Origin of the sequence: Variovorax sp. E3, from assembly GCF_016082275.1 — a bacterium.
Classification (GTDB): Bacteria; Pseudomonadota; Gammaproteobacteria; order Burkholderiales; family Burkholderiaceae_C; genus Variovorax.
The window spans coordinates 1-21,598 of sequence record NZ_MOWM01000145.1 but is presented as its reverse complement, the minus strand read 5'-3'; the positions used below and the strand labels follow the sequence as shown (position 1 = coordinate 21,598).

Below are 21,598 nucleotides of genomic sequence, written 5' to 3'. Positions count from 1 at the left end.
TTTCTGCTGGTGTGCGCGGCATCGGCGTTGCTGTTGCGGCTGGGCTGAGCCGGCACGGCCGCCGGATCGCGTAGTCTCGGCGCCCATGCCGTCCACTGCCTACGCCCTGCTCGCCATCGCCATCTGGGCCACTCTCGCCACGCTGGGCACCGCCCTGGCGCACCTGCCTCCGTTCCTCATGACCGGGATCGCGCTGATCATCGGCAGCGTGCCGAGCTGGCCGCTGGTGCTGCGCGACCGCGCCGCCTGGAAGGTGCCGCCGCGCACGCTGGCGCTGGGCATCTACGGGCTGTTCGGCTACCACTTCCTGCTTTTCATCGCGCTGCGCCATGCGCCGCCGGTGGAGGCCAACCTCGTCAACTACCTGTGGCCGCTGCTGATGGTGGTGCTGGCGCCGGTGCTGTTGCCGGGCCTGTCGCTGCGGCCGGTGCACGTGGTGGCGGCGCTGCTGGGGTTCGCGGGCGCGGCGGCGGCCATCCTCGGCGCGCGGAGCGGCGCCGCAGCCGCCGGGCCCGCGGGCGAGTACTGGGGCTTTCTGCCCGCGCTGGCCTCGGCCGTGATCTGGGCCAGCTACTCGCTGTGGACGAAGCGCGTGCCGGCCTTTCCGACCTCGGCCATCGGCCTGTTCGGGCTGGTGTCGGGCCTGCTGGCGCTGGCCTGCCATGCGCTGCTCGAAGCACCGGCGACGCTGTCGGGGCAAGACTGGCTGCTGCTGGTCGTGTGCGGCCTGGGCCCGCTGGGCGCGGCTTTCTTTTTATGGGACATGGCGCTCAAGCGCGGCGACGCGCGGCAGATCGGCATCCTGAGCTACATCACGCCGCTGGCCTCGACGGCGCTGCTGCTGGCCGTGACGGGCCGGCCGCTGACATGGAGCATCGCGCTCGCGGCCATCCTCATCATCTCGGCCGCGCTGATGGGCACGCGCGCGCGCTGATCCGCGCGCGGAATGCGCCGGCGTCCGACGGCGCGGCGTACTTTTTCTGGCAGAGTGTCGGCTCAGGAACAAAGGAGCCACGCATGAACGAAAAGAACGGGGATTTCGAGATCACGCCCAAGCTCGTGTTCGACATGAACCTGGCGCTGTACCTCGACCTGGTCGCAGCACTCGAAAGCGCGGGCGCCGTCACCTACCGCCAGATGGCGGCCCGCGTTCTGAACATCAGCATGGACGCCCGCGACGACGGCGAGGCCGGTTTGTCGACGGTGCTCGAAGGCATCGCCAAGGGTTTCGCGGGCCGAGGCGACGGCCTGTCGATCGAGCTGCTGAAGGCCGCGCGCGGCCTGCGCGACGACGAGGCGATGGGCGACATTCCCATGCGCCCCGAGGACGACTGAAAACCCCCGGCCGCTGCGTCAGCCTTCGGCGACCTGCAGCACCAGCTTGCCGAAGTTCTCGCCCGCGAAGAGCTTGTTGAGCGACTCGGGGAAGGTGTCGAGGCCCTTCACGATGTCTTCCTTGCTCTTCATGCGGCCGTCCTTCAGGTAGCCGGCCAGCTCGGCGATGGCGATGTGATAGCGGTCCGCATAGTCGAACACCACGATGCCTTCCATGCGCGCGCGGTTCACCAGCAGGCTCAGGTAGTTCTTCGGGCCGGCCGCGGGCATGCTGTTGGCGTTGTTGTACTGGCTGATGGCGCCGCAGATGATGATGCGGGCCTTGCGCGCGAGCCGCGCCAGCACCATGTCCAGGATCTCGCCGCCGACGTTGTCGAAGTAGATGTCCACGCCCTTCGGGCAGTGCGTCTTCAGGCCTTCGCGCACCGCGCCCGCGCCGGCCTTGTAGTCGATGCAGGCGTCGAAGCCCAGCTCCTTCACCACCCAGTCGCACTTGGCGGCGCCGCCGGCGATGCCGACCACGCGGCAGCCCTTGATCTTGGCCAGCTGGCCCACGGTCTGGCCCACGGCGCCGGCCGCGCCGGACACCACCACCGTTTCGCCGGCCTTGGGCATGCCCACGTCCATCAGGCCGAAGTAGCCGGTCATGCCGGGCATGCCCAGCACGTTGAGCCACTGCGTGATGCTGCCGACGTTCAGGTCGATCTTCACCAGGCCGTTGCGCTTGAGCTCGTCCTGCGCAATGAGGATGTATTCCTGCACGCCGAGCGTGCCGTACACCGTGTCGCCGACCGCGAACTTCGGGTTCTTCGAGGCCACCACGCGGCCCACGCCGCCGGCGCGCATCACCTCGTCGATGGCCACGGGCGGGATGTAGCTCTTGGCGTCGTTGAGCCAGCCGCGCATGGCGGGGTCGAGCGACAGCGACAGCGTCTTGACCAGCACGCCGCCTTCGGCCGGCTCGCCGACCGGCTCGGTGGTGAAGCGCCAGTTCTCGCGGGTGGCGGCGCCTTCGGGGCGCTTGGCAAGGCGGACCTGGTGGTTGGTGAGGGGGCTGCTCATGGTGTCTCCTTGAATGACGGGAACCGGCTCTGACGAGGGCACGGAGGCGCATCGTAGCCGCGCCCCGCGCGGGCGCTGGTAGCGCAGGCGACAGCGCCGCGCCCTCCCTGCCTACACCAGCCGCACGATGATCTGCAGCCCCGGCGCGGCGTTGCGCACCATCAGCTCGCCGCCATGCGCCTCGGCGATCAGCCGGCACAGATACATGCCGAGCCCGACGCCGCCGGTGGCCCGCGCGCGCGCGCCGTCGGTACGGTAGAAGGGCTCGGTCAGCCGCTCCAGCTGTTCGTCGGCCACGCCGGGGCCGTGGTCGCGCACCTCGATCTCGACGCCCTGTTTCTTGCCATCGAGCACCGCGCGCAGCGACACGCACGGCGGCCGGGGCGCGTCGGCGCTGTAGCGCAGCGCGTTGTCCAGCAGGTTGCGCACCAGCAGGCGGATGCGCATGCGGTCGACGGCATGCGGCGGCAGCCCTTCGGCCAGGTCGAGGTGCACGTCCTGCGCGCCGGGCATCTCGGCCACGGTCTCGCGGATCATCGCGGCCAGGTCGACCGGCTCGCGCTGCAGCGCCACGTGCGGGCTTGCCAGGCGCTCGCTTTCGAGCAGGTCGCTGATGAGGTCGCGCATTTCGTTGAGGTCGCGCAGCAGCGCCTCGCGCTCGGCCTGGCCGTCGGGCGTGGCCGGCAGCAGCTCGGCGTTGAGCCGGGCCCGCGTGAGCGGCGAGCGCAGCTCGTGGCTCAGCGCCAGCAGCAGACCGCGCTTGGCGTCGAGCATGGCCTGGATGTCGTCGGCCATGGTGTTGATGCGCTGCGCGAGGTCGCCCAGGTCGTCGTTGCGGCGCACGGGAATCGGCTGCGTGAACTCGCCGCGCCCGAAACGCTGCGCGCCCTCGCGGATGTCGATCAGCGGCCGCAGCAGCCGGCTCACGTAGGCATAGGCCAGCAGCACGCACGACAGCAGCACACCCAGCGTGGCCCAGCCGATGATGCGCGGCGCCAGCTCCCAGAGCTTGGGCGACCAGCCGAAGATCACGCGGTGGCCGTCGGCCGTGGAGCGGATGAACCACTTGTCGCCGCCGGACGTGTCTTCGCGGTCGTGCATCCAGCCGCCGGGGCGGTCGGCGCCGCCGGGGTTGGAGTCCCAGTTGACCTTGGGGCCGACGATGCGGATGGTGATGGGCAGGCGGTTCACCAGCGCCTGCGCGCGCGTCACGTCGGGCGGCGTGCCGATGTCGGCGACCAGGCGATCGGTGTAGTCGGTGAGCATGGGCCGCGCGGCCTCGGCCCAGCCGGTGGAGAAGGCGCGCTTCATGCCGCTCATGAACACGACCGCCATCACCATGGCCAGCAGCACGAACATCAGCACCAGCCGCACGCGCAGCGAACGGCGCCAGCGGCGCTTGCCCTGCACCTTCTCGTTCCAGCGCGCGTGCCACTGCTTGTGCCACTCCTGCCGCCACTCTTCGTCGCGGCATTGCATGCGCCGCCGCATCTCGCGGGGGAATCTGCGGTTGAAGCTCATGCAGGCTCGCTGCGCGCCACGGCCAATGCGTAGCCGGCGTTGCGCAGCGTCTTGATGCAGTCCAGCGGCTCCAGCTTCTTGCGCAGACGGCTCACCACGATGTCGACCGCGCGCGTGTACAGCTCGGCCTCGTGGCCGCGCAGGCGGTTGAGGATGTCGTCGCGGCTGAACACCTTGCCGGGCTCGGCCGCCAGCAGCGCGAGCAGTTCGAACTCGGTGCCCGTGAGCTCCACGCGTTCCCCTTGGCGCAGCACCTGGCGGCGGTCGAGGTCGATCGACAGGCCGTCGAACACGCGTTGCTGCGCGCTGCTCGCGGCCGGCGGCGCGCTGCGCTGGCGCCGCAGGATGGTCTGCACGCGCGCCACCAGCTCGCGCGGCTCGAAGGGCTTGGGCACGTAGTCGTCGGCGCCCAGTTCGAGGCCGACCACGCGGTCCATCACTTCGCCGCGCGCGGTGAGCATCACGATGGGGATGTCGCTTTCCTTGCGGATCTCGCGGCACAGCGCAAAGCCGTCCATCTCGGGCAGCATGACGTCGAGGATGGCCGCATCGAACTGGCCGGCGCGCAGCTTGGCCAGGCCTTCGCTCGGGCGCACGGCACTCTCGAGCGTGCAGCCGAAGCGGGCGAAGTAAGTGGTCAGCGGCGCGGCGAGGTGTTCGTCGTCGTCGATCAGCAGGATGCGCGGCATGGCGGGATTGTGCCTCCTGGCAAACATGTGGCGGATGACTTCACTGACCATCAGACTTGCCGGCATCGCACCGCCCAGGCCAGGCCCGTGATCAAGAGGACGAGCAGCAGCGCGTGGTAGACCACGTCGCCGATGCTGCCGGGTCCGATGCCGGCCACGATGGTGCCCAGGCCGACCAGCGTGCCCAGCAGCGCGAAGCCCTGCCCGACGATGGCGGCGCGGCGCGCGTGCGCGGGACGCAGCCAGGTCTCGACCGAGGCCAGCACCAGCACGGTTGCGATCACCGCTTCGGCGATGCGCGCCGGCGTGTGCGCGTGGCCCGGCAGGAGGTAGCCGGCGTGCACCGTCGACGCGATGCCCAGCGTGAGCGCCTCGGTCAGCATCCATGCGCGCGCGGTCCGCGCGCGCATGGTCGGGGCGGCAGTGGCGCTCACCACGGGTCGGCGCGGCCGATGCGGCCGAGGTGCGTGAGGCCGAAGCCCGCCGCGTACTTGAGCCCGTAGCCGAGCGCGCGGTCGAGACCGACGTGGGCGAACCAGATCAAGCCACCGGCCACCGCCCACGGCATGGCCGCGAGCACGCCGAGCGCCAGCAGCAGCACCGGCCCGACATACGAGTGCGCGGCGTTGTAGAGCGCCGCCCCCACGCGCGGCCCCGCGAGGTAGCCCAGCATCGAAAGGTCGGGCGCCAGCAGCCAGAGCGCGAACACGCCCCAGCCCGCGCCGAACTGGGCATACGCGGCCAGCGCCACACCCAACACGACGGCGCCTTCGAGGCGCAGCAGCGCGCGCACGCCACCCGCGGCCGCCGTTGCCTGTTCGCGAAACACCGCGGAACCGGCTTCGCCGGGCCGCGGGTGTCGCCCCCGGAGAGGGGGAAGGCGAAGCGACACGAAGTGCGCGAAGCCTGGGGGTGAGTGAAGCCTATCCACGATGGCTCCAGCGGCGGCCGCCGCGTTCCATGAAGTCGCGCACCTTCTGCTGCTGCGCGGCATTCAGGTTGTCGTAGAAGTCGGCGGCGGCCGCGATGATCTCGGGGCTGCCGTTGCGCACCGCCGTGGTCTTCTCTTCGACGAGGCGGGTGGCGCCAGCCTGGTCGAGCTTGTTGCCCGCGAACAGCGCCTTGAACTGCGAGCGCGGGTCGCCCGAGCCGCCGGCGCCGCGCATCGCTTCACGCTGCGCCTGCAGCTTCTCTGCGAGCACGGTGAGCTTCTGTTTCTGGTTGGCGTCGAGCTCGAGCTTGCTGCCCACGCGCTCGACCATCTTGGCGCGGAAGTCGGCGCTGTCGCCGCCCCAGCCGTGCCGTTGGCCGGCACAGCCGGCGATGCTGCCGGCCACCATCGCTGCGCCAGCGAAACCGAAGAGAGTGCGTTTGATCCAGTGCTTCATGGGAGGTCCTTGTGTGGTTGTTGAGGAGGAAGCTCCATGGTGCGATGCGCACCGGGCCAAGTCCTCTCGCCGCGGTATCGGCGTGTTTCGTTTGATTGCAGCGGGCCGAAGAAGAAAAAGGAAAAGGCCCGGCCTGCTTACAGCCGGCTGCTCTTGGCGTTGGCCGCCGAGGCGCGCGCGTCGACGGGGTTCTGCATCGTCGAGATGACCTTGCTGTTCACGCGCGAGCCCGACGACACGTTCTGGTCGGGGGCGGCGGCGGTGCGCACGGCTTCGGCGACAACGCTGGCGCGGTCGGTCGATGCGGCCATGGTCTCGGCGCCGCGCGAGCCGCGCACCACGTTCTGGTTGGGTGCCGAAGCGGTGCGAACGGCTTCGGCGTTGACTTCGGCGCGGCTCTTGGCCGACACGGCGGGCTGCACGCCCTGGTAGCTTTCGGCCTTGGCACCGGCCGCCGCGAGCATGGCGAACGAACCGATGGCGACGATCTGGGTCAGCGAGAGAGTCAGCTTCATGATGCAGGTCTTTCTTTCAGGGATGGAAGAGGAGACCTGATGGTGCTTGCGGGGCCGTCGCAAGTCCTTTCGCCGCAGTTTCGGCGTGTTTCGTTTTATTGCGGCGCTATTGCTTTCGCAGTAAATAGAGCAGCCCCGCCAGGGCCAGGCACGGGGCGAGCAGCGCCCAGAAGCCCACATGCGCATAGCCCAGGCCGCCGGCCAGCGAACCGATGGCGAACGCGGCCACCGGCGGCCAGGCCTTGCGCACGCGGGTGCGGGCCATGGCGATGCCGGGCGCGCGCGTGGCGATGTCCACGAGGTCCATCACGAGCTGCGTGACGTTGCCGGTCATCACCGTGCTGGGCGTGAGCCGTGCGAACACGCTGCGCGAGGCGGTGTTCTGCACCGACATGGCCAGCACGCCCATGAGGCCCACGCCGATGGCCGACATGCCGCCGCCGTGCGCGAACGGCCCCACCCCCACGCCCGCGAGCATGAAGGCCACGAGGCCCGCGAGCTGGATCAGGACGAGCGGCGCGGCGGTGTCGCGCCCGTGCCGCTCGCGCCGCAGCTGGAACATGCGCGTGGCGGCCACGCCGACCACGAAGGTCGGCAGCGCGAGCAGCTTGCCGAGCACGCCCGCATGGCCGTCGCCCGCCATGGCCGCGCCGATCAGCACGAAGTTGCCGGTGACGTGCGCGGTGAAGAGCCCGAACAGCGCGACGAAGCCGAGCGTGTCGACGAAGCCGCCGGTGAAGGCCAGCAGCATGCCGTGGCCGGGGCTCTCGACCGGCGCGTCGGCGGTGGCCGAAGGTGCGACGGGCGAAGCGGAGGCCATGCGGAACTCAGCCCGCGAGCGCCGCGGCCGGGTCGTCGGAATCGAGCACGCCCTGGGCCCACGCCTCGAGCTTGCTGGTGTCGGCGCGCAGCACCTCCTGCTTGACCGCGAGGATGCGCGACGGATGCATCGAGAAGCTGCGCAGGCCCAGGCCCAGCAGCAGCCGCGTGAACGCCACGTCGCCCGCCATTTCACCGCACACCGACACGCCCTTGCCCTGCCTGCGGCACTCGGCGATGGTGTCGGCCACGAGCTTGAGCACGGCGGGGTGCGCGGGGTCGTACAGGTGCGCCACCGACTCGTCGGCGCGGTCGATGGCCAGCGTGTACTGGATCAGGTCGTTGGTGCCGATCGACAGGAAGTCGAAGTGCTTCAGGAAGATGCGCAGCGTGAGCGCGGCGGCCGGGATCTCGATCATGGCGCCGAGCTTGACCGTGCCGTGCACCGCGCCGCGGCTGTCGAGCTCGGAACGCGCGAAGTCGATCAGCGACAGGGTCTGGCGGATCTCGCTGGCGTGCGCGAGCATCGGAATGAGCAGGTGGATTTCGCCGTGCGCCGCCGCCCGCAGGATGGCGCGCAGCTGCGTGAGGAACATGGCCGGGTCGGCCAGGCTCCAGCGAATGGCGCGCAGGCCCAGCGCGGGGTTCAGGTGCTCCTGCTTGTTGGCCGACTTGCTGTCCAGCGGCTTGTCGGCGCCCACGTCGATGGTGCGGATGGTCACGGGCATGCCCTGCATGCCCTCGACCGCGCGCTTGTAGGCCTGGTACTGCTCTTCTTCGTCGGGCAGGCGCGTCTGGCGCGCGACGACTCGCGGCCCATGAAAAGGAATTCGCTGCGAAACAGCCCCACGCCCACCGCGCCGGCCTTGACGGCGCCCACGGTGTCCTCGGGCATCTCGATGTTGGCGAGCAGCTCGACGCGCTGGCCGTCGAGCGTGACGGCCGGCTTGTGGCGCAGGCGCGCAAGGCGGCCGCGCTCGAGGTCGCCCTGGCGCTGCTTGAAGCCGTACTCGGCCAGGATGATCGGCGAGGGGTCGATGATCATCACGCCGGCGTCGCCGTCGATGATGACCCAGTCGTCCTGGCGCACCAGCTGGCTCGCGGTGCGCGCGCCGACGATGGCCGGAATGTCCATGCTGCGCGCCACGATGGCGGTGTGCGAGGTGCGTCCGCCCACGTCGGTCACGAAGCCCGCGAACACGCTCTTCTTGAACTGCAGCATGTCGGCCGGCGAGAGGTCGTGCGCGATGAGCACCAGCGGCACGTCGATGCCGTCGCCCGCGGTGGGGTCGTCGTGGTCGTCGTTGTCGTCCACCGGCGCGGCGGCGCGCTTGCGGCGCGGCGGGCTCGGCGCGAGAACGGCGGCGGTGCCCTTCATGCGGTGCAGCAGGCGCTCGACCACCTGCTCGAGGTCGGCCTTGCGCTCGCGCAGGTACTCGTCCTCCATCTCGTCGAACTGGCGCGCGATGATTTCCAGCTGCGTGGTCAGCGCCCATTCGGCGTTGTAGAGCCGCTCGCTGATCCAGTGCTTGACGCCGCCGCTCAGGGCCTCGTCCTGCAGCAGCATCTGGTGCACCTCGAGCAGCGCCGACAGCTCGTGCGGCGCGTCGTTGGGGCCCATCAGCGCGACGTTGGCCTGCAGCTTGATGAGCTCGTCGGCCACCGCGTTGCGCGCGGTGCGCACGCGGTCGATTTCGGAATCGATTTCCTCGGGCTTGATGAAGTAGTGGGCCACGTCGATGCGGCTGGACACCACCAGCACCGCGCGCCCGATGGCAATGCCACGGGCAACAGGGAGGCCGTGGACTGCGAAGGTCATGGGAGGGTCCTTATTCGCCTTCGCCGAACTTGTCGTCCATGAGGTGGACGATGGCGTTCATCGCTTCTTCTTCCTGGGGGCCGTTGGTCTCGAGTTCGACGGTGGAGCCGAGCCCGGCGGCCAGCATCATGACGCCCATGATGCTCTTGGCATTGATGCGGCGGTCGCCGCGCGAGAGCCACACCTCGCAGGGAAAGCTGCCTGCGAGCTTGGTGAGCTTGGCCGATGCGCGCGCATGCAGGCCCAGCTTATTGCTGATGGTCACGGATTTCTTGATCACTGTGCTTTCTTTTCGCCTGGTTCTGGGGAGCGGCCACCGCCACCTGCATGACACCCGCGGTGCCGCCCGCGAGGGCCCGCTGCACCAGTGTCTCGAGCGGTTCGTGCCGGTAGGTGACGGCGCGCAGCAGCATCGGGAGATTGACCCCCGCCACCAGCCGCGACCGGACGCCGTCCACCAGCTTCTGCGCGACGTTGCAGGGCGTGGCGCCGAACACGTCGGCCAGCACCAGCACCTGCGAACGCGGGGCATGGAGCTGCTGCGCGAGCGTGATGCGCGCGGCGGCCAGCGTTTCTTCGGGCGACACGTTGGGCAACACGTCGAGCGCGACGATGGCCTGCTCGCAGTCGGGAAACACATGCAGCGCGCACTGCCGCAGCGCATGTGCGAACGGTGAGTGGGCGATGATGAGAATGCTGTTCATGCGGGACAAAGGACGACGCTTCGATTATGCGGGGGCGCCCAGGGTAAGTAGATATGTGACACAACGCGGCAGGCCCCAAAAAGAGACAGTCCGCGGCGGCTATGAAAACAATAGCAGCCGCCGTTCACGGCAGGCGCAGGCCCTCGAAGAAAGTCTGCGATGCGTCGGCGGCCGAGGGCTTGCCCAGCACGGTGGCCTGGTAGAGCGCCACGGTGCCGTCTTTTGCGACTGGGCGAACCAGAGCACCTGCACGGGGGCGCCGCCCTGGCTTGGCGGCTGGGCGTCCAGCCGCAAGGGCGGGGGCGTGGCCGTGGCGCGCTGCACGCCGGCGGGGGTTTCGGCCACCTGCGCCTCGCCAAGCTGGCCGCGCGTGGCGCTGCGCCAGGCGTTGAGCCAGGTCTCGGCCTGCGCCGGGCCGTTGGCCGAGGCGTGCGCGATGGCAAAGGTGGCGCCGCCGGCCTCGCAGCCGGTCATGTCGACCTGCACCGATTCGGCGCCCAGCGGCAGGGCCCGGTTCGCGCGGTCGGGCTTGCAGGGCAGCATCGCGATCAGGCCGCGTCGGCGATCGGCACCTCGCGCCAGTTGAAGGTGGGGCTGCAGGCGGCCAGCAGCAGGGCTGCCGCGGCCAGCGCGGGCCAGGAGGAAGGGGCGGACGACGGCATGGGGGAGCGATTATCGAGCCGTCGGGGGCCGCCACGGGTCGCCGGGGCGTCGCCAGCACGATCCGCGCGCGGAACTAAAATCGCGCCGCCCTTGTCTCTTCGCTGCCATGAAAAAATACATCGCTGCTGCTGCCGTCGTCATTGCATTGGCCACCGGCGTGGGGGTGTACCTCGGCTCCGGCGCCACCGCCGCCCCGGCTTCGACCTTCGTGCTGCTCGACGGCACGCAAAAGAGCACCGCCGACCTGAAGGGCAAGGTCACGCTGGTCAACTTCTGGGCCACCAGCTGCGTGACCTGCGTGGGCGAGATGCCCAAGGTCATCGCCACCTACGACAAGTACAAGGCCCAGGGCTACGACACGCTGGCCGTGGCCATGAGCTACGACCCGCCGAGCTATGTCGTCAACTTCGCCGAAACGCGCAAGCTGCCGTTCAAGGTGGCGATCGACAACACCGGCAGCGTGGCGCAGGCCTGGGGCGACGTGAAGCTCACGCCAACCACCTACCTGGTCAACAAGCGCGGCGAGATCGTGAAGCGCTATGTGGGCGAACCCGATTTCGCCGAGCTGCACAAGCTGATCGAGAAGCTGCTCGCCGAAGCCTGAGCTTCCGGCTCCCCAAGCAAGAAGGCGCTCCCCGTGGAGCGCCTTTTGTTTTTCCGCCGAAGCCTTTTCGTCGGCTTACTGGTTGCGGAAGCTGTCGTGGCAGGCCTTGCAGCTCGCGGCGGTCGGGCCGAACTGGGCCTTGAGGGCGTCGATGTTGCCCGCCTTGGCGGCCACCAGCAGCTTGCCGGTCTCGGCGATCAGCTTTTCCTGGCGCTCCTTGAACTTGGCGTCTTCTTTCCAGATGTCGGGCTTGGCCTTGCCGCCCTCGGTGCCGGGACCGAAAGCCGCCCAGGGCAGCTTCGCCATGTCGGCGACCACTTCGGCGTTGGCGGCGGCTGCGGCGGCATCGTAGGGTGCGCGGCCGTTGGCCATGGCGCCCAGGCGACCGAAGTGCTGGCTCATCACGAACAACGCGCTTTCGCGGTACTTGATGGCGTCTTCGGGCTTGGCGAACTGGGCCGCGGCGGGCAGGGAGATCGCAGCGCAGGCGGCTGCAAGGGCAAGCGAAGCTAGTCGGGTCATCGTGGGTCCTCGTGTGGGGAAAACGCCGTCGAACGCGGCGCTGCGGGCGAGTGTAGGGGCGGCCCGTGTCGGGCGCATAGCAACAACCCGAAGCCGACGAGGGCCCGGACTTTGCTAATCTGCGCCTTCCGCAGCATCGCGCCCCGCGCCTTTTCTTCGATGACCGACTCCTCCGTGGCCGCCCTTCGGGCAGCCTCCGGCCCCGCAGCCCCCACCCGGGTCTGGGACCTGCGACGCGCCTTTTCCACTGGGCGCTGGCCGTTGCCGTGCTCGGCCTGATCGGCACGGGCCTGAGCGGCGTCATGGAATGGCACTTCCGCCTGGGCTACACGGTGCTCGCACTGCTGCTGTTCCGGCTGGTCTGGGGCTTCGCGGGCGGGCGCTGGTCGCGCTTCGCGGCTTTCTTCTACGGGCCCGGCTCCGTGCTCGCCTACCTGCGCGGGCGCGCGCACCCGAACCACCTGATCGGCCACACGCCGCTGGGCGCCCTGTCGGTGTTCGCGGTGCTGGCCATCCTGGTGCTGCAGGTCACGACCGGGCTGATGGCGGACGACGAAATCTCGGCCTCCGGGCCGCTCACGCGCTTTGTCTCGGGCAACGTGGTCAGCCTGGCCACCGGCTGGCACAAGGCGCAGGGCAAGTGGATCGTGATCGCGCTCGTGAGCCTGCATGTGCTGGCGGTGCTGTTCTACGTGCTGGTCAAGCGGCACCGGCTGGTGCGCCCGATGGTGACGGGCGACAAGCTGATCGCCGCCAATGGCGGCGGCAACGTCGCGCCGAGCCGTGACGACGCGGCGTCGCGCGGGATTGCACTGGTGGTGTTCGCGCTGTGCGCGGGCGTGGCCTTCTGGATTTCGTCGTTGCGCGTATGAGCTTTTCCGTCTCACGCCCCCTGCCGCTGTCGGCCATGCCGGACGTCGTGTTGCTCACGCCCGAAGACGCGCACGAGTTCGACGCCGCGCGCGCGATCTTTCGCGACTACGCGAACTCGCTCGGCATCGATCTGGAGTTTCAGGATTTCGAAGGCGAACTCGCCACGCTGCCGGGTGAATACGCCGAGCCGCGCGGCACGCTGCTGCTCGCGCTGGTCGACCCGGTCAATGTGAAGGAAGACACGGGCCGCCAGGCGCCGACGCTCCAGCGCGCCGACGGCTCTCTGGCGCATGTGGCGGGCTGCTGCGCGCTGCGCCCGCTGGATAACGCGGACTACGCCAACGCGGCCGAAATGAAGCGCCTGTACGTGCGCCCCGGCTTTCGCGGGCTGGGCCTGGGCCGTCAGCTGGCCGAGGCGATTCTCGATGCCGCGCGCAGCGCGGGCTACGGCTGCGTGCTGCTGGACACCCTCGACGACATGGAGTCGGCGCGGGCCCTCTACGAAGACCTGGGCTTCGCGGAGGTGCCGCCCTACTATCACAACCCCGTCGCCGGGGCCCACTACCTGAAAGTGGATCTCTAGCCTGACCGATCAGCCGCGGGCTTGCGCCAGCAGCGTGTCGGCGTCGCTCACTTCGAACTTGCCCGGGCCTTCGACGTTCAGCGTCGCGACCTTGCCGTCCTTCACGAGCATCGAATACCGGTTGCTGCGCAGGCCCATGCCGCGGCCGGTCAGGTCGAGCGTGAGGCCGGTGGCCTTGGCGAAGTCGGCGCTGCCGTCGGCCAGCATGCGCACCTTGGCGCCGGTCTTCTGGTCACGCGCCCAGGCGCCCATCACGAAGGCGTCGTTCACGCTCACGCACCAGATTTCGTCGACGCCGGCGGCCTTGAAGTCGTCGAAGTGCTGCACGTAGCCCGGCACGTGCTTGGCCGAGCAGGTGGGCGTGAAGGCGCCCGGCAGCGCGAACAGCGCAATGGTCTTGCCGGCCGAAGCCTTGGTCACGTCGACCGCGTTCGGGCCGATGCTGCAGCCTTCGCCTTCGACCTCGGAATATTCCTGCAGGGTGGCCGAAGGAAGGGTGTCGCCGACTTTGATCATTTGATGTGCTCCAGAAAAAGAAAAACGGCCCACATTGTGGGCCGTTTCCGGATTGGTTGCCCCGAGGGGCTCCAATGATTGATCAGACCAGGACGGCCTTCTCGACCAGACGGGTCACGACCCAGTTCTTGGTCTTCGAGATCGGACGGCTTTCCGTGATCTCGATGGTGTCGCCCAGCTTGTACTCGCCCTTTTCGTCATGGGCGTGGTACTTGCTCGTCTTGGCCACGATCTTGCCGTAGAGCTCGTGCTTCACACGGCGCTCGACCAGCACGGTCACGGTCTTGGCACGCTTGTCGCTGACCACCTTGCCGATCAAGGTGCGCTTGAGGGATTTTTTAGCTTCCGTCATGTTCACTCCTTACTTGGCGGCTTGGGTTTCTTGCTGCTTCTGAGCAAGAATGGTCTTGGCGCGCGCGATGTCGCGACGCGTCACGCGCAGCGTCGAGGTGTTCGACAGCTGTTGCGTGGCTTTCTGCATGCGCAGACCGAAATGGGCCTTTTGCAGTTCCTTGACTTCGGTTTGCAGCGCTGCGACGTCCTTCGTGCGCAGGGTTGCAGCCTTGGTCACCTTGGCCGGAGCCGCGGTTTCTTTTTTCTTACGGGTTGCCATGGGTGTTCTCCTCTCAGGCGCCGAGCTGGCGAGCGACGAAGGTCGTACGCAGCGGAAGCTTGGCGGCGGCCAGGCGGAACGCTTCGCGGGCGAGTTCTTCGGGGACACCGACGATCTCGAACACGATCTTGCCAGGCTGAATTTCAGCGACGTAGTACTCGGGGTTGCCCTTACCGTTACCCATCCGCACTTCAGCGGGTTTGGTAGAGATTGGCTTGTCCGGGAACACGCGGATCCAGATACGGCCACCGCGCTTCACGTGACGCGAAATCGCGCGACGAGCGGCTTCGATCTGGCGCGCCGTGAGGCGGCCGCGGTCGGTGCATTTGAGACCGAAGTCACCGAAGGCAACCGAGTTACCCCGGGTTGCGATGCCGGTGTTGCGGCCCTTTTGTTCCTTGCGGAACTTTCTGCGTGCAGGTTGCAGCATGTTTTCTTACTCCGTGAGGGCCCCAGGCACTTGCGTGCCCGGGAGCGACCGATTACTCGGTCTTGGCACCGTCCGCTGCTGCAGCGGGCGCGGCTTTGCGGACGCGCTTAACGGCGGGTTTCGAGTCTGCACCGGCACCGCCGGTTGCTTCTGCGGGCTTGTCGCTGCCATCAGCCGGAGCGGTGTTGCCACCGATCGGGCCACGGGCACCGGCACGCGGGCCGGGACCACGACGGTCGCTGCCCGGACGGTCGCCACCAGGGCGGCCATCACGGCGGGGACCACGTGGGCGGCGTTCTTCTTCAGGACGCGGCGTTTCGACGGCCGGCAGGTCGTTACGACCCAGCGTGTCGCCCTTGTAGACCCAGACCTTGACGCCGATGACGCCGTAGGTGGTCTTGGCTTCCGAGGTGCCGTAGTCGATGTCGGCGCGCAGGGTGTGCAGCGGCACGCGGCCTTCGCGGTACCACTCGGTACGTGCGATTTCGATGCCGTTCAGGCGGCCAGCCGACATGATCTTGATGCCCAGGGCACCCAGACGCATGGCGTTTTGCATGGCGCGCTTCATGGCGCGGCGGAACATGATCCGCTTTTCGAGCTGCTGCGTGATGCTGTCGGCGATCAGTTGCGCATCGATTTCAGGCTTGCGCACTTCTTCGATGTTGACCGCAACCGGCACGCCGAGCTGCTTGCCCAGTTCGCGCTTGAGGTTCTCGATGTCTTCGCCCTTCTTGCCGATCACGACGCCCGGACGTGCCGAGTAGATCGTGATGCGTGCGTTCTTGGCGGGACGTTCGATCATGACGCGCGACACCGAAGCGTTCTTCAGCTTCTTCTTCAGGTATTCGCGAACCTTGATGTCTTCGGCCAGCATGCCCGCGAAATCGCGGTCGCTTGCGTACCAGCGGCTGGACCAGTTACGGGTAACCGCAAGGCGGAACCCGGTTGGGTGGATTTTCTGTCCCATATTTCTTCCAGGCCTTCTTAGTTGCCAACCGTCACGTACACATGGCACGTGGGCTTGCTGATGCGATTGCCGCGACCCTTGGCCCGCGCCGTGAAGCGCTTGAGCGTTGCACCTTGCTCGACGTAGATGGTCTTGACCTTCAGCTCGTCGATGTCGGCGCCGTCGTTGTGCTCGGCGTTGGCGATAGCCGACTCCAGCACCTTCTTGATGATCACAGCGGCCTTCTTCTGCGTGAATTGCAGAACGTTGAGCGCTTGATCGACCTTCTTGCCGCGGATCAGGTCAGCGACCAGACGGCCCTTGTCGACCGACAGGCGGACACCGCGGAGGACTGCACGTGTTTCAGACATGGTCGTTCCTTACTTCTTCTGGACTTTTTTGTCCGCGGGGTGCCCCTTGAACGTGCGCGTGAGCGCAAATTCGCCGAGCTTGTGGCCGACCATCTGGTCGGTGATGTACACAGGCACGTGTTGCTTGCCGTTGTGCACGGCGATGGTCAGACCGATGAACTCGGGCAGAACCATCGAACGACGCGACCAGGTCTTGATCGGCTTCTTGTCCTTGGTCGTCACGGCCTTGTCGGCCTTGGCCACGAGGTGGTGGTCGACGAAAGGACCCTTTTTGAGAGAGCGAGTCATTGGCTATCCCTTACTTCTTGCGACGCGACACGATGAAGACCTGCGTGCGCTTGTTGTTACGGGTGCGATAGCCCTTGGTCAGATTGCCCCATGGGTCGACAGGATGGCGGCCTTCGCCAGTCTTGCCTTCGCCGCCACCGTGCGGGTGGTCGACCGGGTTCATCACGACGCCGCGCACGGTCGGGCGGATGCCCTTCCAGCGCTTGGCGCCTGCCTTGCCGAGCTGGCGCAGGCTGTGCTCTTCGTTGGCCACTTCGCCGATGGTTGCGCGGCATTCGATGTGGATGCGACGCACCTCACCCGAACGCATGCGGACCTGGGCGTAGACGCCTTCACGAGCCAGCAGCGTGGCCGACGTGCCGGCCGAACGCGCGATCTGCGCGCTTGCCGGGTTGCAGTTCGATGCAGTGGATCGTCGAGCCGACCGGGATGTTGCGGATCGGCAGGGTGTTGCCGGCGCGGATCGGGGCTTCGGCGCCCGACAGCAGCGTTGCACCGGCTTCCAGACCGCGCGGGGCGATGATGTAGCGGCGCTCGCCGTCGGCGTAGCAGACCAGAGCGATGTGGGCGGTGCGGTTCGGGTCGTATTCGATGCGTTCGACCTTGGCCGGGATGCCGTCCTTGTTGCGCACGAAGTCGACAACGCGGTAGTGGTGCTTGGAACCACCGCCACGGTGACGGATCGTGATGTGACCGTTGTTGTTACGGCCGGCTTCTGGAACTGGGGTTCCAGCAGGGCTGCGTGAGGAGCACCCTTGAACAGGTGGTCACGCGAAATCTTCACCGCGCCGCGTTGGCCCGGCGAAGTGGGTTTCATCTTGATGACGGCCATGATTAAGCGCCTTCCCCGACGAGGTTGAGCTCTTGACCGGGCTTCAGGGTCACATAGGCCTTGCGAACGTTGTCGCGGCGGCCGATGGACTTGCCAAAGCGCTTGGTCTTGCCCTTGGTGTTGAGCACCGACACGCCCTGGACTTCGACCTTGAACATCAGTTCAACAGCGGCCTTGATCTCGGGCTTGGTGGCGTCTTGCAGCACCTTGAAAGTGACAGCGTTCGACTTCTCGCCGACCATCGTGGCCTTTTCGGACACGATCGGTGCGACCAGCACCGCCATCAGGCGGCCTTCTTCGAACGTACGTTCAGCGGCGGTAGGGTTCACGCGGCTCATGCGAACATCTCCTTGAGCTTGTCGACGGCACCCTTGGTGACCAGCACCTTCTTGTAGTGAACCAGCGACACCGGATCGGCGTAACGGGGTTCGACCACGAGGATGTTGACCAGATTGCGCGAGGCAAGGTACAGGTTTTCGTCGACTTCTTCGGCGATCACGAGCACGGACTCGAGATTCATTGCCTTGAAACGGGCTGCCAGCGGCTTCGTCTTGGGCGAATCCACGGTCAGCGAATCCACCACGGCCAGACGGCCTTCGCGAGCGAGCTGCGAGAAGATGGCGGCCATGCCGGCGCGGTACATCTTCTTGTTGATCTTCTGCGAGAAGTTTTCGTCAGGCATGTTCGGGAAAATACGACCACCCCCGCGCCACAGCGGCGAGGACGTCATACCGGCACGGGCGCGGCCCGTTCCCTTTTGCTTGAAAGGCTTCTTGGTCGAGTGCTTGACCTGCTCGCGGTCCTTCTGGGCGCGCGTGCCTTGGCGGGCGTTGGCCTGGAATGCAACGACGATCTGGTGAACCAGGTCTTCGTTGTAGTCACGGCCGAACACGGTTTCGGGGGCGTCGTACTTCGACGCGGCCTGGCCTTGTTCGTTCAGGAGTTCGAGTTCCATTACTTCGCTCCTTCAGCCGCTTGCGGCTTGGCCTTGATGGCGGGACGCACGGTGACGAAGCCACCCTTCGAACCCGGAATCGCGCCCTTGATGAGCAGCAGTTGACGTGCTTCGTCGATGCGGAACACGTCGAGGTTTTGCGTCGTGCGCGTGACGTCACCGAGGTGACCCGTCATGCGCTTGCCGGGGAACACGCGACCGGGGTCTTGTGCCATACCGATCGAGCCGGGAACGTTGTGCGAACGGCTGTTACCGTGCGACGCGCGTTGCGAGCTCATGTTGTGACGCTTGATCGTGCCAGCGTAGCCCTTGCCGATGGAGGTGCCTTGCACGTCCACCTTCTGGCCCACGGAGAAAACGCTGCTTGCCGCGATCACGCCGCCAGCCTTGTGCTGACCTGCGGTATCTGCGGTAACGCGGAATTCCTGGATGATTTCGCCTGCTTCGACACCCGCCTTGGCGAGGTGGCCGGCTTCGGGCTTGGTCACGCGCGATGCTTTGCGCGAACCGAACGTCACCTGCAGGGCGACGTAGCCATCGGTCTCTTGGGACTTGATCTGGGTCACACGGTTGTTGGACACATCCACCACCGTGACAGGAACTGCGTCCCCGTCATCGGTGAAGAGACGCATCATCCCCACCTTGCGGCCCAGCAACCCGAGGGAGTTGCTCAGACTCATATGTTTTCTCCAAAAATGGAAATCCTCTTCCGCCACTGCCACTTCAATTGGCAACAGCGTTTGCCAGATTTCTCCGGCTACGGAAGAAGGTTGATAAATCTCTGCCCGCATAGCACCCTTGCGGACGCAACAAGGGCAGAGCCAGCGATTATAGCCCGCGATGTACGGGGCATGCAAGTGGCCGCTCAGGGCCGTGTTTTCGGGGGTGCAGGCCCCGGTTTTGCCTGTTTTTTTGCCTACTTGGCAGGCAGCGAAATGATGTTTTCGCTGGCGGGGGCCGACTTTATCTCGCTCGCCGGCTTCGCGGCAGGCGCCACCGCGCCGGTCTGCACGGGAATCGAGATGGCGCTGCGGGCGCCGCCCTGTGCGATGAACACATTGAGATAGGCAAGGCCCTCGCGGTCGCTCACCACCGTGACCGTGACGCTGGAGCGGGTGCCCGCCGGCAAGGTGAAGGTGTCGCTGCCCGACAACGTCAGCCCGGCGTCCGGGCTCAGGCGCACGGTCGCGCCGTCGGGGTGGGTGACGCCGTCGAACTGCAGGACGACCGCCGTCGGCTTGCCCGCCTGCGGGGTGCCGTCGACCCGGTACTGCAGCTTGACGCCAGAATCATTGGGCTTTCTCGCGGCCGTGGTCATGGGCGCGGCGCCCTGCCTGGCGCCGCGAACGCCGGGCGTGCCGTCGGCCAGGGCCGGCGTCGCCAGGGTTGCGAGCGCGAGCCATGCCAGCGCTATCGTCGACGGGGTGCGGATAGTCATGGCGGGCCTTCCTATTGGACGAGAACGGAGAAACATCTCGGGGGCGGCGGGTTGTTGGGATCCGGAATGAAGGCCGTATCCCGTACCGCCAGAACGTAGTCGCCCGCCCCCAGGCTGACCTTGTTGCCGCTGCGGGCGACCAATCCGGCCTTGAAGAGATCGAAATCGGGAGCGCCTGGCGCCCCGCCGCTCGTGACCTGGATCGTGTAGTCGCGGCTGGCGAGCACGCTGAAGCTCAGGTACGAGATATTGCCCAGCTTGTTGCCGGTGCCGGCCACATTGGAGATGCAGGCGATGTTGTTCGCCAGGACGCCCACGGCCAGGGGGCGGTACATCGGCAGCACATTCGGAACCGGCGTGGCGGCGGCACTGTCGTTGTTCGACTCGCCGGCACCGTAGGCGTCGGTGGACGTGATGCCCTGCCCGGCAAGCAGGCTCTTCAGCGCCGCCGCATTCCCCGGCGCGACCGCATTGAAGGCCGCGGCAAAAAGGTGGATCGAGGTCACCGGCGCCGCGCTGCGGAACTGCAGACTCGTCATCGCGTCGTTGATCGGCTTGAAGCCGACCTGCCGGTTCAAGTTCCAGAAGATGGACTCGATCGAGGTCTCGCGGTACCAGCCGGGGTTGCTCGCCGGCCCTACCGTCAGGTCCAGCGGCTGGCCGTCGGCCTGTCCGGGGCCGCTCGAATCCATGTAGGTGCTGCGCCCCAGCGCAATGCCCGACCATGCGTTGCCCCATCCTTCGGAGAACGCCAGCCGCCGGTCGACGCGGTCGTTGCCCGAATGATCCCCGCCCGCCGAATCGTCACGGCTGAAGGACGACTGGTAGTAATGCCCCCATTCGTGCGCGATCACGGGCGCATCGAACTCGTCGGTGTCGGCGTCTTCCTTGCCCAGCACGTAGATCTCGCGGCCCGTGCTCCTGTTGATGAAGAAGGTGGTGCCGATCTGCCCGCTCGCCAGATCCGCCGCGGTCGCGGCGCCTCCCGTCGGCGCGTTCTTCGGACTCCAATACACGCGCAGCGGAGGAAAGGACGTGGCGGGCGCGACCGACAGCACCTTCTGCATCGCGGTGTAGACCGTGTCGAGAATGGCAAATGGCGCGGCCACGCGCGGGCCGCCGTACTTCGCGCCGTCCCAGCCGGTGGCGGCGCGCAGGTCGTGCGTCGACGCGGTCGTCCCCGACGAAAACGCCGAGGTCTGCATGGAATAAAGGGCACCCGCCTGGGTGTTGTCGCGCACGCTGACGTCCCAGGCCGGCCCGGGCGCGGCCCGGGTCAGCTGCGCCCTGACGCGCACGAAGACCGTGCTGTTCGCCGGAACCGTCACCGAATAGGCGCCGCTGTCGTCGGTGGTCGCCACCGCCAGTTGCGCGGACGAGGCGGCATCGACCACCTCCAGCGCCGCGCCGCGCACCGGCTTGAGCGACGTGGACGCATACACCAGGCCGCCGTTCGGGTTCGGCACCGACTCGTAGGTGGCCGTGCCCGTCAGGGTGACCGAGCCGGCGGCGCCCGGCAGCAGAAAGGGCAACCCGCCTCCTCCGCCTCCTCCTCCGCCCCCGCCGCCACAACCGGCCAGCAATGCCCCGGCAACGCATGCCGACGCAAACGCAAAGGAGAACTTGTAGTTCATAGCTGGTGCTGCCCTCGTTTCAGCCTCCGGTCGATGCGCCGGGGTTGCCTGCGCGCGAGGATGCCATATCTGGGCAAAAAAGCACAAAGCCCGCCGGCATTTCTGCGGGCGGGCCTTGCTAAAACGCGACGAGTGTCGTGTTTCTTCTTACTGCAGCTTGATTTCGACGTCGACGCCAGCCGGCAGGTCGAGCTTCATCAGCGCGTCCACGGTCTTGTCGGTCGGGTCGACGATGTCCATCAGGCGCTGGTGCGTGCGGATTTCCAGCTGGTCGCGCGACGTCTTGTTGACGTGCGGCGAACGCAGGATGTCGAAACGCTTCATGCGGGTCGGCAGGGGCACGGGGCCCTTGACGATCGCGCCGGTGCGCTTGGCGGTGTCAACGATTTCGGCTGCCGACTGGTCGATCAGCTTGTAGTCGAACGCCTTCAGGCGGATGCGGATTTTTTGCTTGGTTGCCATGGTGATTCCTTTGCGT

Annotated in this window: 29 protein-coding genes and 3 pseudogenes; 5 read left to right on the top strand and 27 right to left on the bottom strand. The window is 67.3% G+C overall.

What is annotated here, in order from left to right; all coding sequences use genetic code 11:
• Window positions 1–85: 85 nt before the first annotated feature.
• Both BMG07_RS32660 and BMG07_RS32655 read left to right on the top strand, forming a co-directional pair.
• Entirely contained in the window at window positions 86–934 is an 849-nt protein-coding gene (locus tag BMG07_RS32660; protein ID WP_198087976.1) for a DMT family transporter, read from the top strand.
• Window positions 935–1,017: 83 nt separating this feature from the next.
• Window positions 1,018–1,335 carry a hypothetical protein gene (locus BMG07_RS32655; RefSeq protein WP_198087975.1) on the top strand — a complete coding sequence of 106 codons (318 nt, stop codon included), beginning with the start codon at window positions 1,018–1,020 and terminating at the stop codon, window positions 1,333–1,335.
• An 18-nt stretch (window positions 1,336–1,353) separates the two neighbouring features.
• Here the strand turns inward: BMG07_RS32655 and BMG07_RS32650 are convergent, their stop codons facing one another.
• The 12 genes and pseudogenes from BMG07_RS32650 to BMG07_RS32595 all read right to left on the bottom strand — a co-directional run bounded on the left by BMG07_RS32650 (window position 1,354) and on the right by BMG07_RS32595 (window position 10,395).
• Window positions 1,354–2,397, bottom strand: coding sequence for an NADP-dependent oxidoreductase (locus BMG07_RS32650; RefSeq protein WP_198087974.1), 1,044 nt, complete (start codon window positions 2,395–2,397; stop codon window positions 1,354–1,356).
• Window positions 2,398–2,508: 111 nt separating this feature from the next.
• Window positions 2,509–3,888, bottom strand: coding sequence for a HAMP domain-containing sensor histidine kinase (locus BMG07_RS32645; protein WP_198087977.1), 1,380 nt, complete (start codon window positions 3,886–3,888; stop codon window positions 2,509–2,511).
• Window positions 3,889–3,914: 26 nt separating this feature from the next.
• Window positions 3,915–4,607 (bottom strand): response regulator transcription factor, encoded by a 693-nt coding sequence (locus tag BMG07_RS32640; protein ID WP_198087973.1) that lies wholly within the window; start codon window positions 4,605–4,607, stop codon window positions 3,915–3,917.
• A gap of 50 nt (window positions 4,608–4,657) precedes the next feature.
• Window positions 4,658–5,017, bottom strand: coding sequence for a hypothetical protein (locus BMG07_RS32635; RefSeq protein WP_198087972.1), 360 nt, complete (start codon window positions 5,015–5,017; stop codon window positions 4,658–4,660).
• A 20-nt stretch (window positions 5,018–5,037) separates the two neighbouring features.
• Window positions 5,038–5,436, bottom strand: a complete 399-nt coding sequence (locus tag BMG07_RS32630; protein ID WP_307867167.1) for a DUF4260 domain-containing protein — start codon at window positions 5,434–5,436, stop codon at window positions 5,038–5,040.
• A 94-nt stretch (window positions 5,437–5,530) separates the two neighbouring features.
• The gene (locus BMG07_RS32625) at window positions 5,531–5,995 is read right to left on the bottom strand and encodes a Spy/CpxP family protein refolding chaperone (protein WP_198087970.1); all 465 of its coding nucleotides are present in this window, start codon (window positions 5,993–5,995) and stop codon (window positions 5,531–5,533) included.
• 137 nt (window positions 5,996–6,132) lie between these two features.
• On the bottom strand, window positions 6,133–6,510 hold the full coding sequence (locus BMG07_RS32620; protein ID WP_198087969.1) for a DUF4148 domain-containing protein: 378 nt from the start codon (window positions 6,508–6,510) through the stop codon (window positions 6,133–6,135).
• A gap of 106 nt (window positions 6,511–6,616) precedes the next feature.
• The gene (locus tag BMG07_RS32615; RefSeq protein ID WP_198087968.1) at window positions 6,617–7,330 is read right to left on the bottom strand and encodes a YoaK family protein; all 714 of its coding nucleotides are present in this window, start codon (window positions 7,328–7,330) and stop codon (window positions 6,617–6,619) included.
• A gap of 7 nt (window positions 7,331–7,337) precedes the next feature.
• Window positions 7,338–9,148, bottom strand: a pseudogene (gene ptsP, locus BMG07_RS32610) (phosphoenolpyruvate--protein phosphotransferase).
• A 10-nt stretch (window positions 9,149–9,158) separates the two neighbouring features.
• Window positions 9,159–9,428 carry an HPr family phosphocarrier protein gene (locus tag BMG07_RS32605; RefSeq protein ID WP_081266134.1) on the bottom strand — a complete coding sequence of 90 codons (270 nt, stop codon included), beginning with the start codon at window positions 9,426–9,428 and terminating at the stop codon, window positions 9,159–9,161.
• Window positions 9,397–9,852 carry a PTS sugar transporter subunit IIA gene (locus tag BMG07_RS32600; protein ID WP_198087967.1) on the bottom strand — a complete coding sequence of 152 codons (456 nt, stop codon included), beginning with the start codon at window positions 9,850–9,852 and terminating at the stop codon, window positions 9,397–9,399. The genes BMG07_RS32605 and BMG07_RS32600 overlap by 32 nt, the downstream gene beginning before the upstream one ends.
• A gap of 99 nt (window positions 9,853–9,951) precedes the next feature.
• Entirely contained in the window at window positions 9,952–10,395 is a 444-nt protein-coding gene (locus tag BMG07_RS32595; protein WP_269759618.1) for a hypothetical protein, read from the bottom strand.
• Window positions 10,396–10,621: 226 nt separating this feature from the next.
• Between BMG07_RS32595 and BMG07_RS32590 the strand changes: the two genes are divergently transcribed.
• Window positions 10,622–11,119: a TlpA disulfide reductase family protein gene (locus BMG07_RS32590; RefSeq protein ID WP_198087966.1), complete on the top strand. Its 498-nt coding sequence runs from the start codon at window positions 10,622–10,624 to the stop codon at window positions 11,117–11,119.
• A gap of 75 nt (window positions 11,120–11,194) precedes the next feature.
• Here the strand turns inward: BMG07_RS32590 and BMG07_RS32585 are convergent, their stop codons facing one another.
• Complete coding sequence (locus tag BMG07_RS32585) at window positions 11,195–11,641, bottom strand: cytochrome c (protein ID WP_198087965.1); 447 nt, start codon at window positions 11,639–11,641, stop codon at window positions 11,195–11,197.
• Window positions 11,642–11,800: 159 nt separating this feature from the next.
• Here BMG07_RS32585 and BMG07_RS32580 point away from each other — a divergent pair.
• A pseudogene (locus tag BMG07_RS32580) lies at window positions 11,801–12,513 on the top strand (cytochrome b/b6 domain-containing protein).
• On the top strand, window positions 12,510–13,097 hold the full coding sequence (locus BMG07_RS32575) for a GNAT family N-acetyltransferase (protein ID WP_198087964.1): 588 nt from the start codon (window positions 12,510–12,512) through the stop codon (window positions 13,095–13,097). The pseudogene BMG07_RS32580 and the gene BMG07_RS32575 overlap by 4 nt, the downstream one beginning before the upstream one ends.
• 9 nt (window positions 13,098–13,106) lie before the next feature.
• On the opposite strand, the gene BMG07_RS32570 is transcribed toward BMG07_RS32575, so the two are convergent.
• From BMG07_RS32570 to rpsJ, 14 genes and pseudogenes are all read right to left on the bottom strand, one after another.
• Window positions 13,107–13,613, bottom strand: coding sequence for a peroxiredoxin (locus BMG07_RS32570; RefSeq protein WP_198087963.1), 507 nt, complete (start codon window positions 13,611–13,613; stop codon window positions 13,107–13,109).
• 82 nt (window positions 13,614–13,695) lie between these two features.
• Window positions 13,696–13,965, bottom strand: a complete 270-nt coding sequence (rpsQ, locus tag BMG07_RS32565; RefSeq protein ID WP_015867662.1) for a 30S ribosomal protein S17 — start codon at window positions 13,963–13,965, stop codon at window positions 13,696–13,698.
• Window positions 13,966–13,974: 9 nt separating this feature from the next.
• A complete protein-coding gene (rpmC, locus tag BMG07_RS32560; protein WP_041946241.1) occupies window positions 13,975–14,184 on the bottom strand; it encodes a 50S ribosomal protein L29 in 210 nt (69 codons plus the stop codon).
• Between the two features lie 55 nt (window positions 14,185–14,239).
• Window positions 14,240–14,656, bottom strand: a complete 417-nt coding sequence (rplP, locus tag BMG07_RS32555) for a 50S ribosomal protein L16 (RefSeq protein ID WP_021012789.1) — start codon at window positions 14,654–14,656, stop codon at window positions 14,240–14,242.
• A 52-nt stretch (window positions 14,657–14,708) separates the two neighbouring features.
• A complete protein-coding gene (rpsC, locus tag BMG07_RS32550) occupies window positions 14,709–15,623 on the bottom strand; it encodes a 30S ribosomal protein S3 (protein WP_093057771.1) in 915 nt (304 codons plus the stop codon).
• A gap of 17 nt (window positions 15,624–15,640) precedes the next feature.
• Window positions 15,641–15,973: a 50S ribosomal protein L22 gene (gene rplV, locus BMG07_RS32545; RefSeq protein ID WP_007838134.1), complete on the bottom strand. Its 333-nt coding sequence runs from the start codon at window positions 15,971–15,973 to the stop codon at window positions 15,641–15,643.
• 9 nt (window positions 15,974–15,982) lie between these two features.
• Window positions 15,983–16,261, bottom strand: a complete 279-nt coding sequence (gene rpsS / locus BMG07_RS32540) for a 30S ribosomal protein S19 (RefSeq protein WP_007838132.1) — start codon at window positions 16,259–16,261, stop codon at window positions 15,983–15,985.
• Window positions 16,262–16,271: 10 nt separating this feature from the next.
• Window positions 16,272–17,093: pseudogene (rplB, locus tag BMG07_RS32535) on the bottom strand (50S ribosomal protein L2).
• A gap of 2 nt (window positions 17,094–17,095) precedes the next feature.
• Window positions 17,096–17,431 carry a 50S ribosomal protein L23 gene (gene rplW, locus BMG07_RS32530; RefSeq protein ID WP_007838129.1) on the bottom strand — a complete coding sequence of 112 codons (336 nt, stop codon included), beginning with the start codon at window positions 17,429–17,431 and terminating at the stop codon, window positions 17,096–17,098.
• Entirely contained in the window at window positions 17,428–18,048 is a 621-nt protein-coding gene (gene rplD, locus BMG07_RS32525) for a 50S ribosomal protein L4 (protein ID WP_093218836.1), read from the bottom strand. The genes rplW and rplD overlap by 4 nt, the downstream gene beginning before the upstream one ends.
• Complete coding sequence (rplC, locus tag BMG07_RS32520; RefSeq protein WP_056589466.1) at window positions 18,048–18,728, bottom strand: 50S ribosomal protein L3; 681 nt, start codon at window positions 18,726–18,728, stop codon at window positions 18,048–18,050. Before rplC ends, rplD begins: the two co-directional genes overlap by 1 nt.
• A gap of 236 nt (window positions 18,729–18,964) precedes the next feature.
• Entirely contained in the window at window positions 18,965–19,486 is a 522-nt protein-coding gene (locus BMG07_RS32515) for a hypothetical protein (protein WP_198087962.1), read from the bottom strand.
• A gap of 11 nt (window positions 19,487–19,497) precedes the next feature.
• Window positions 19,498–21,018, bottom strand: a complete 1,521-nt coding sequence (locus BMG07_RS32510) for a hypothetical protein (RefSeq protein ID WP_269759617.1) — start codon at window positions 21,016–21,018, stop codon at window positions 19,498–19,500.
• A gap of 249 nt (window positions 21,019–21,267) precedes the next feature.
• On the bottom strand, window positions 21,268–21,582 hold the full coding sequence (rpsJ, locus tag BMG07_RS32505) for a 30S ribosomal protein S10 (protein ID WP_007838118.1): 315 nt from the start codon (window positions 21,580–21,582) through the stop codon (window positions 21,268–21,270).
• Between the last annotated feature and the right edge of the window lie 16 nt (window positions 21,583–21,598).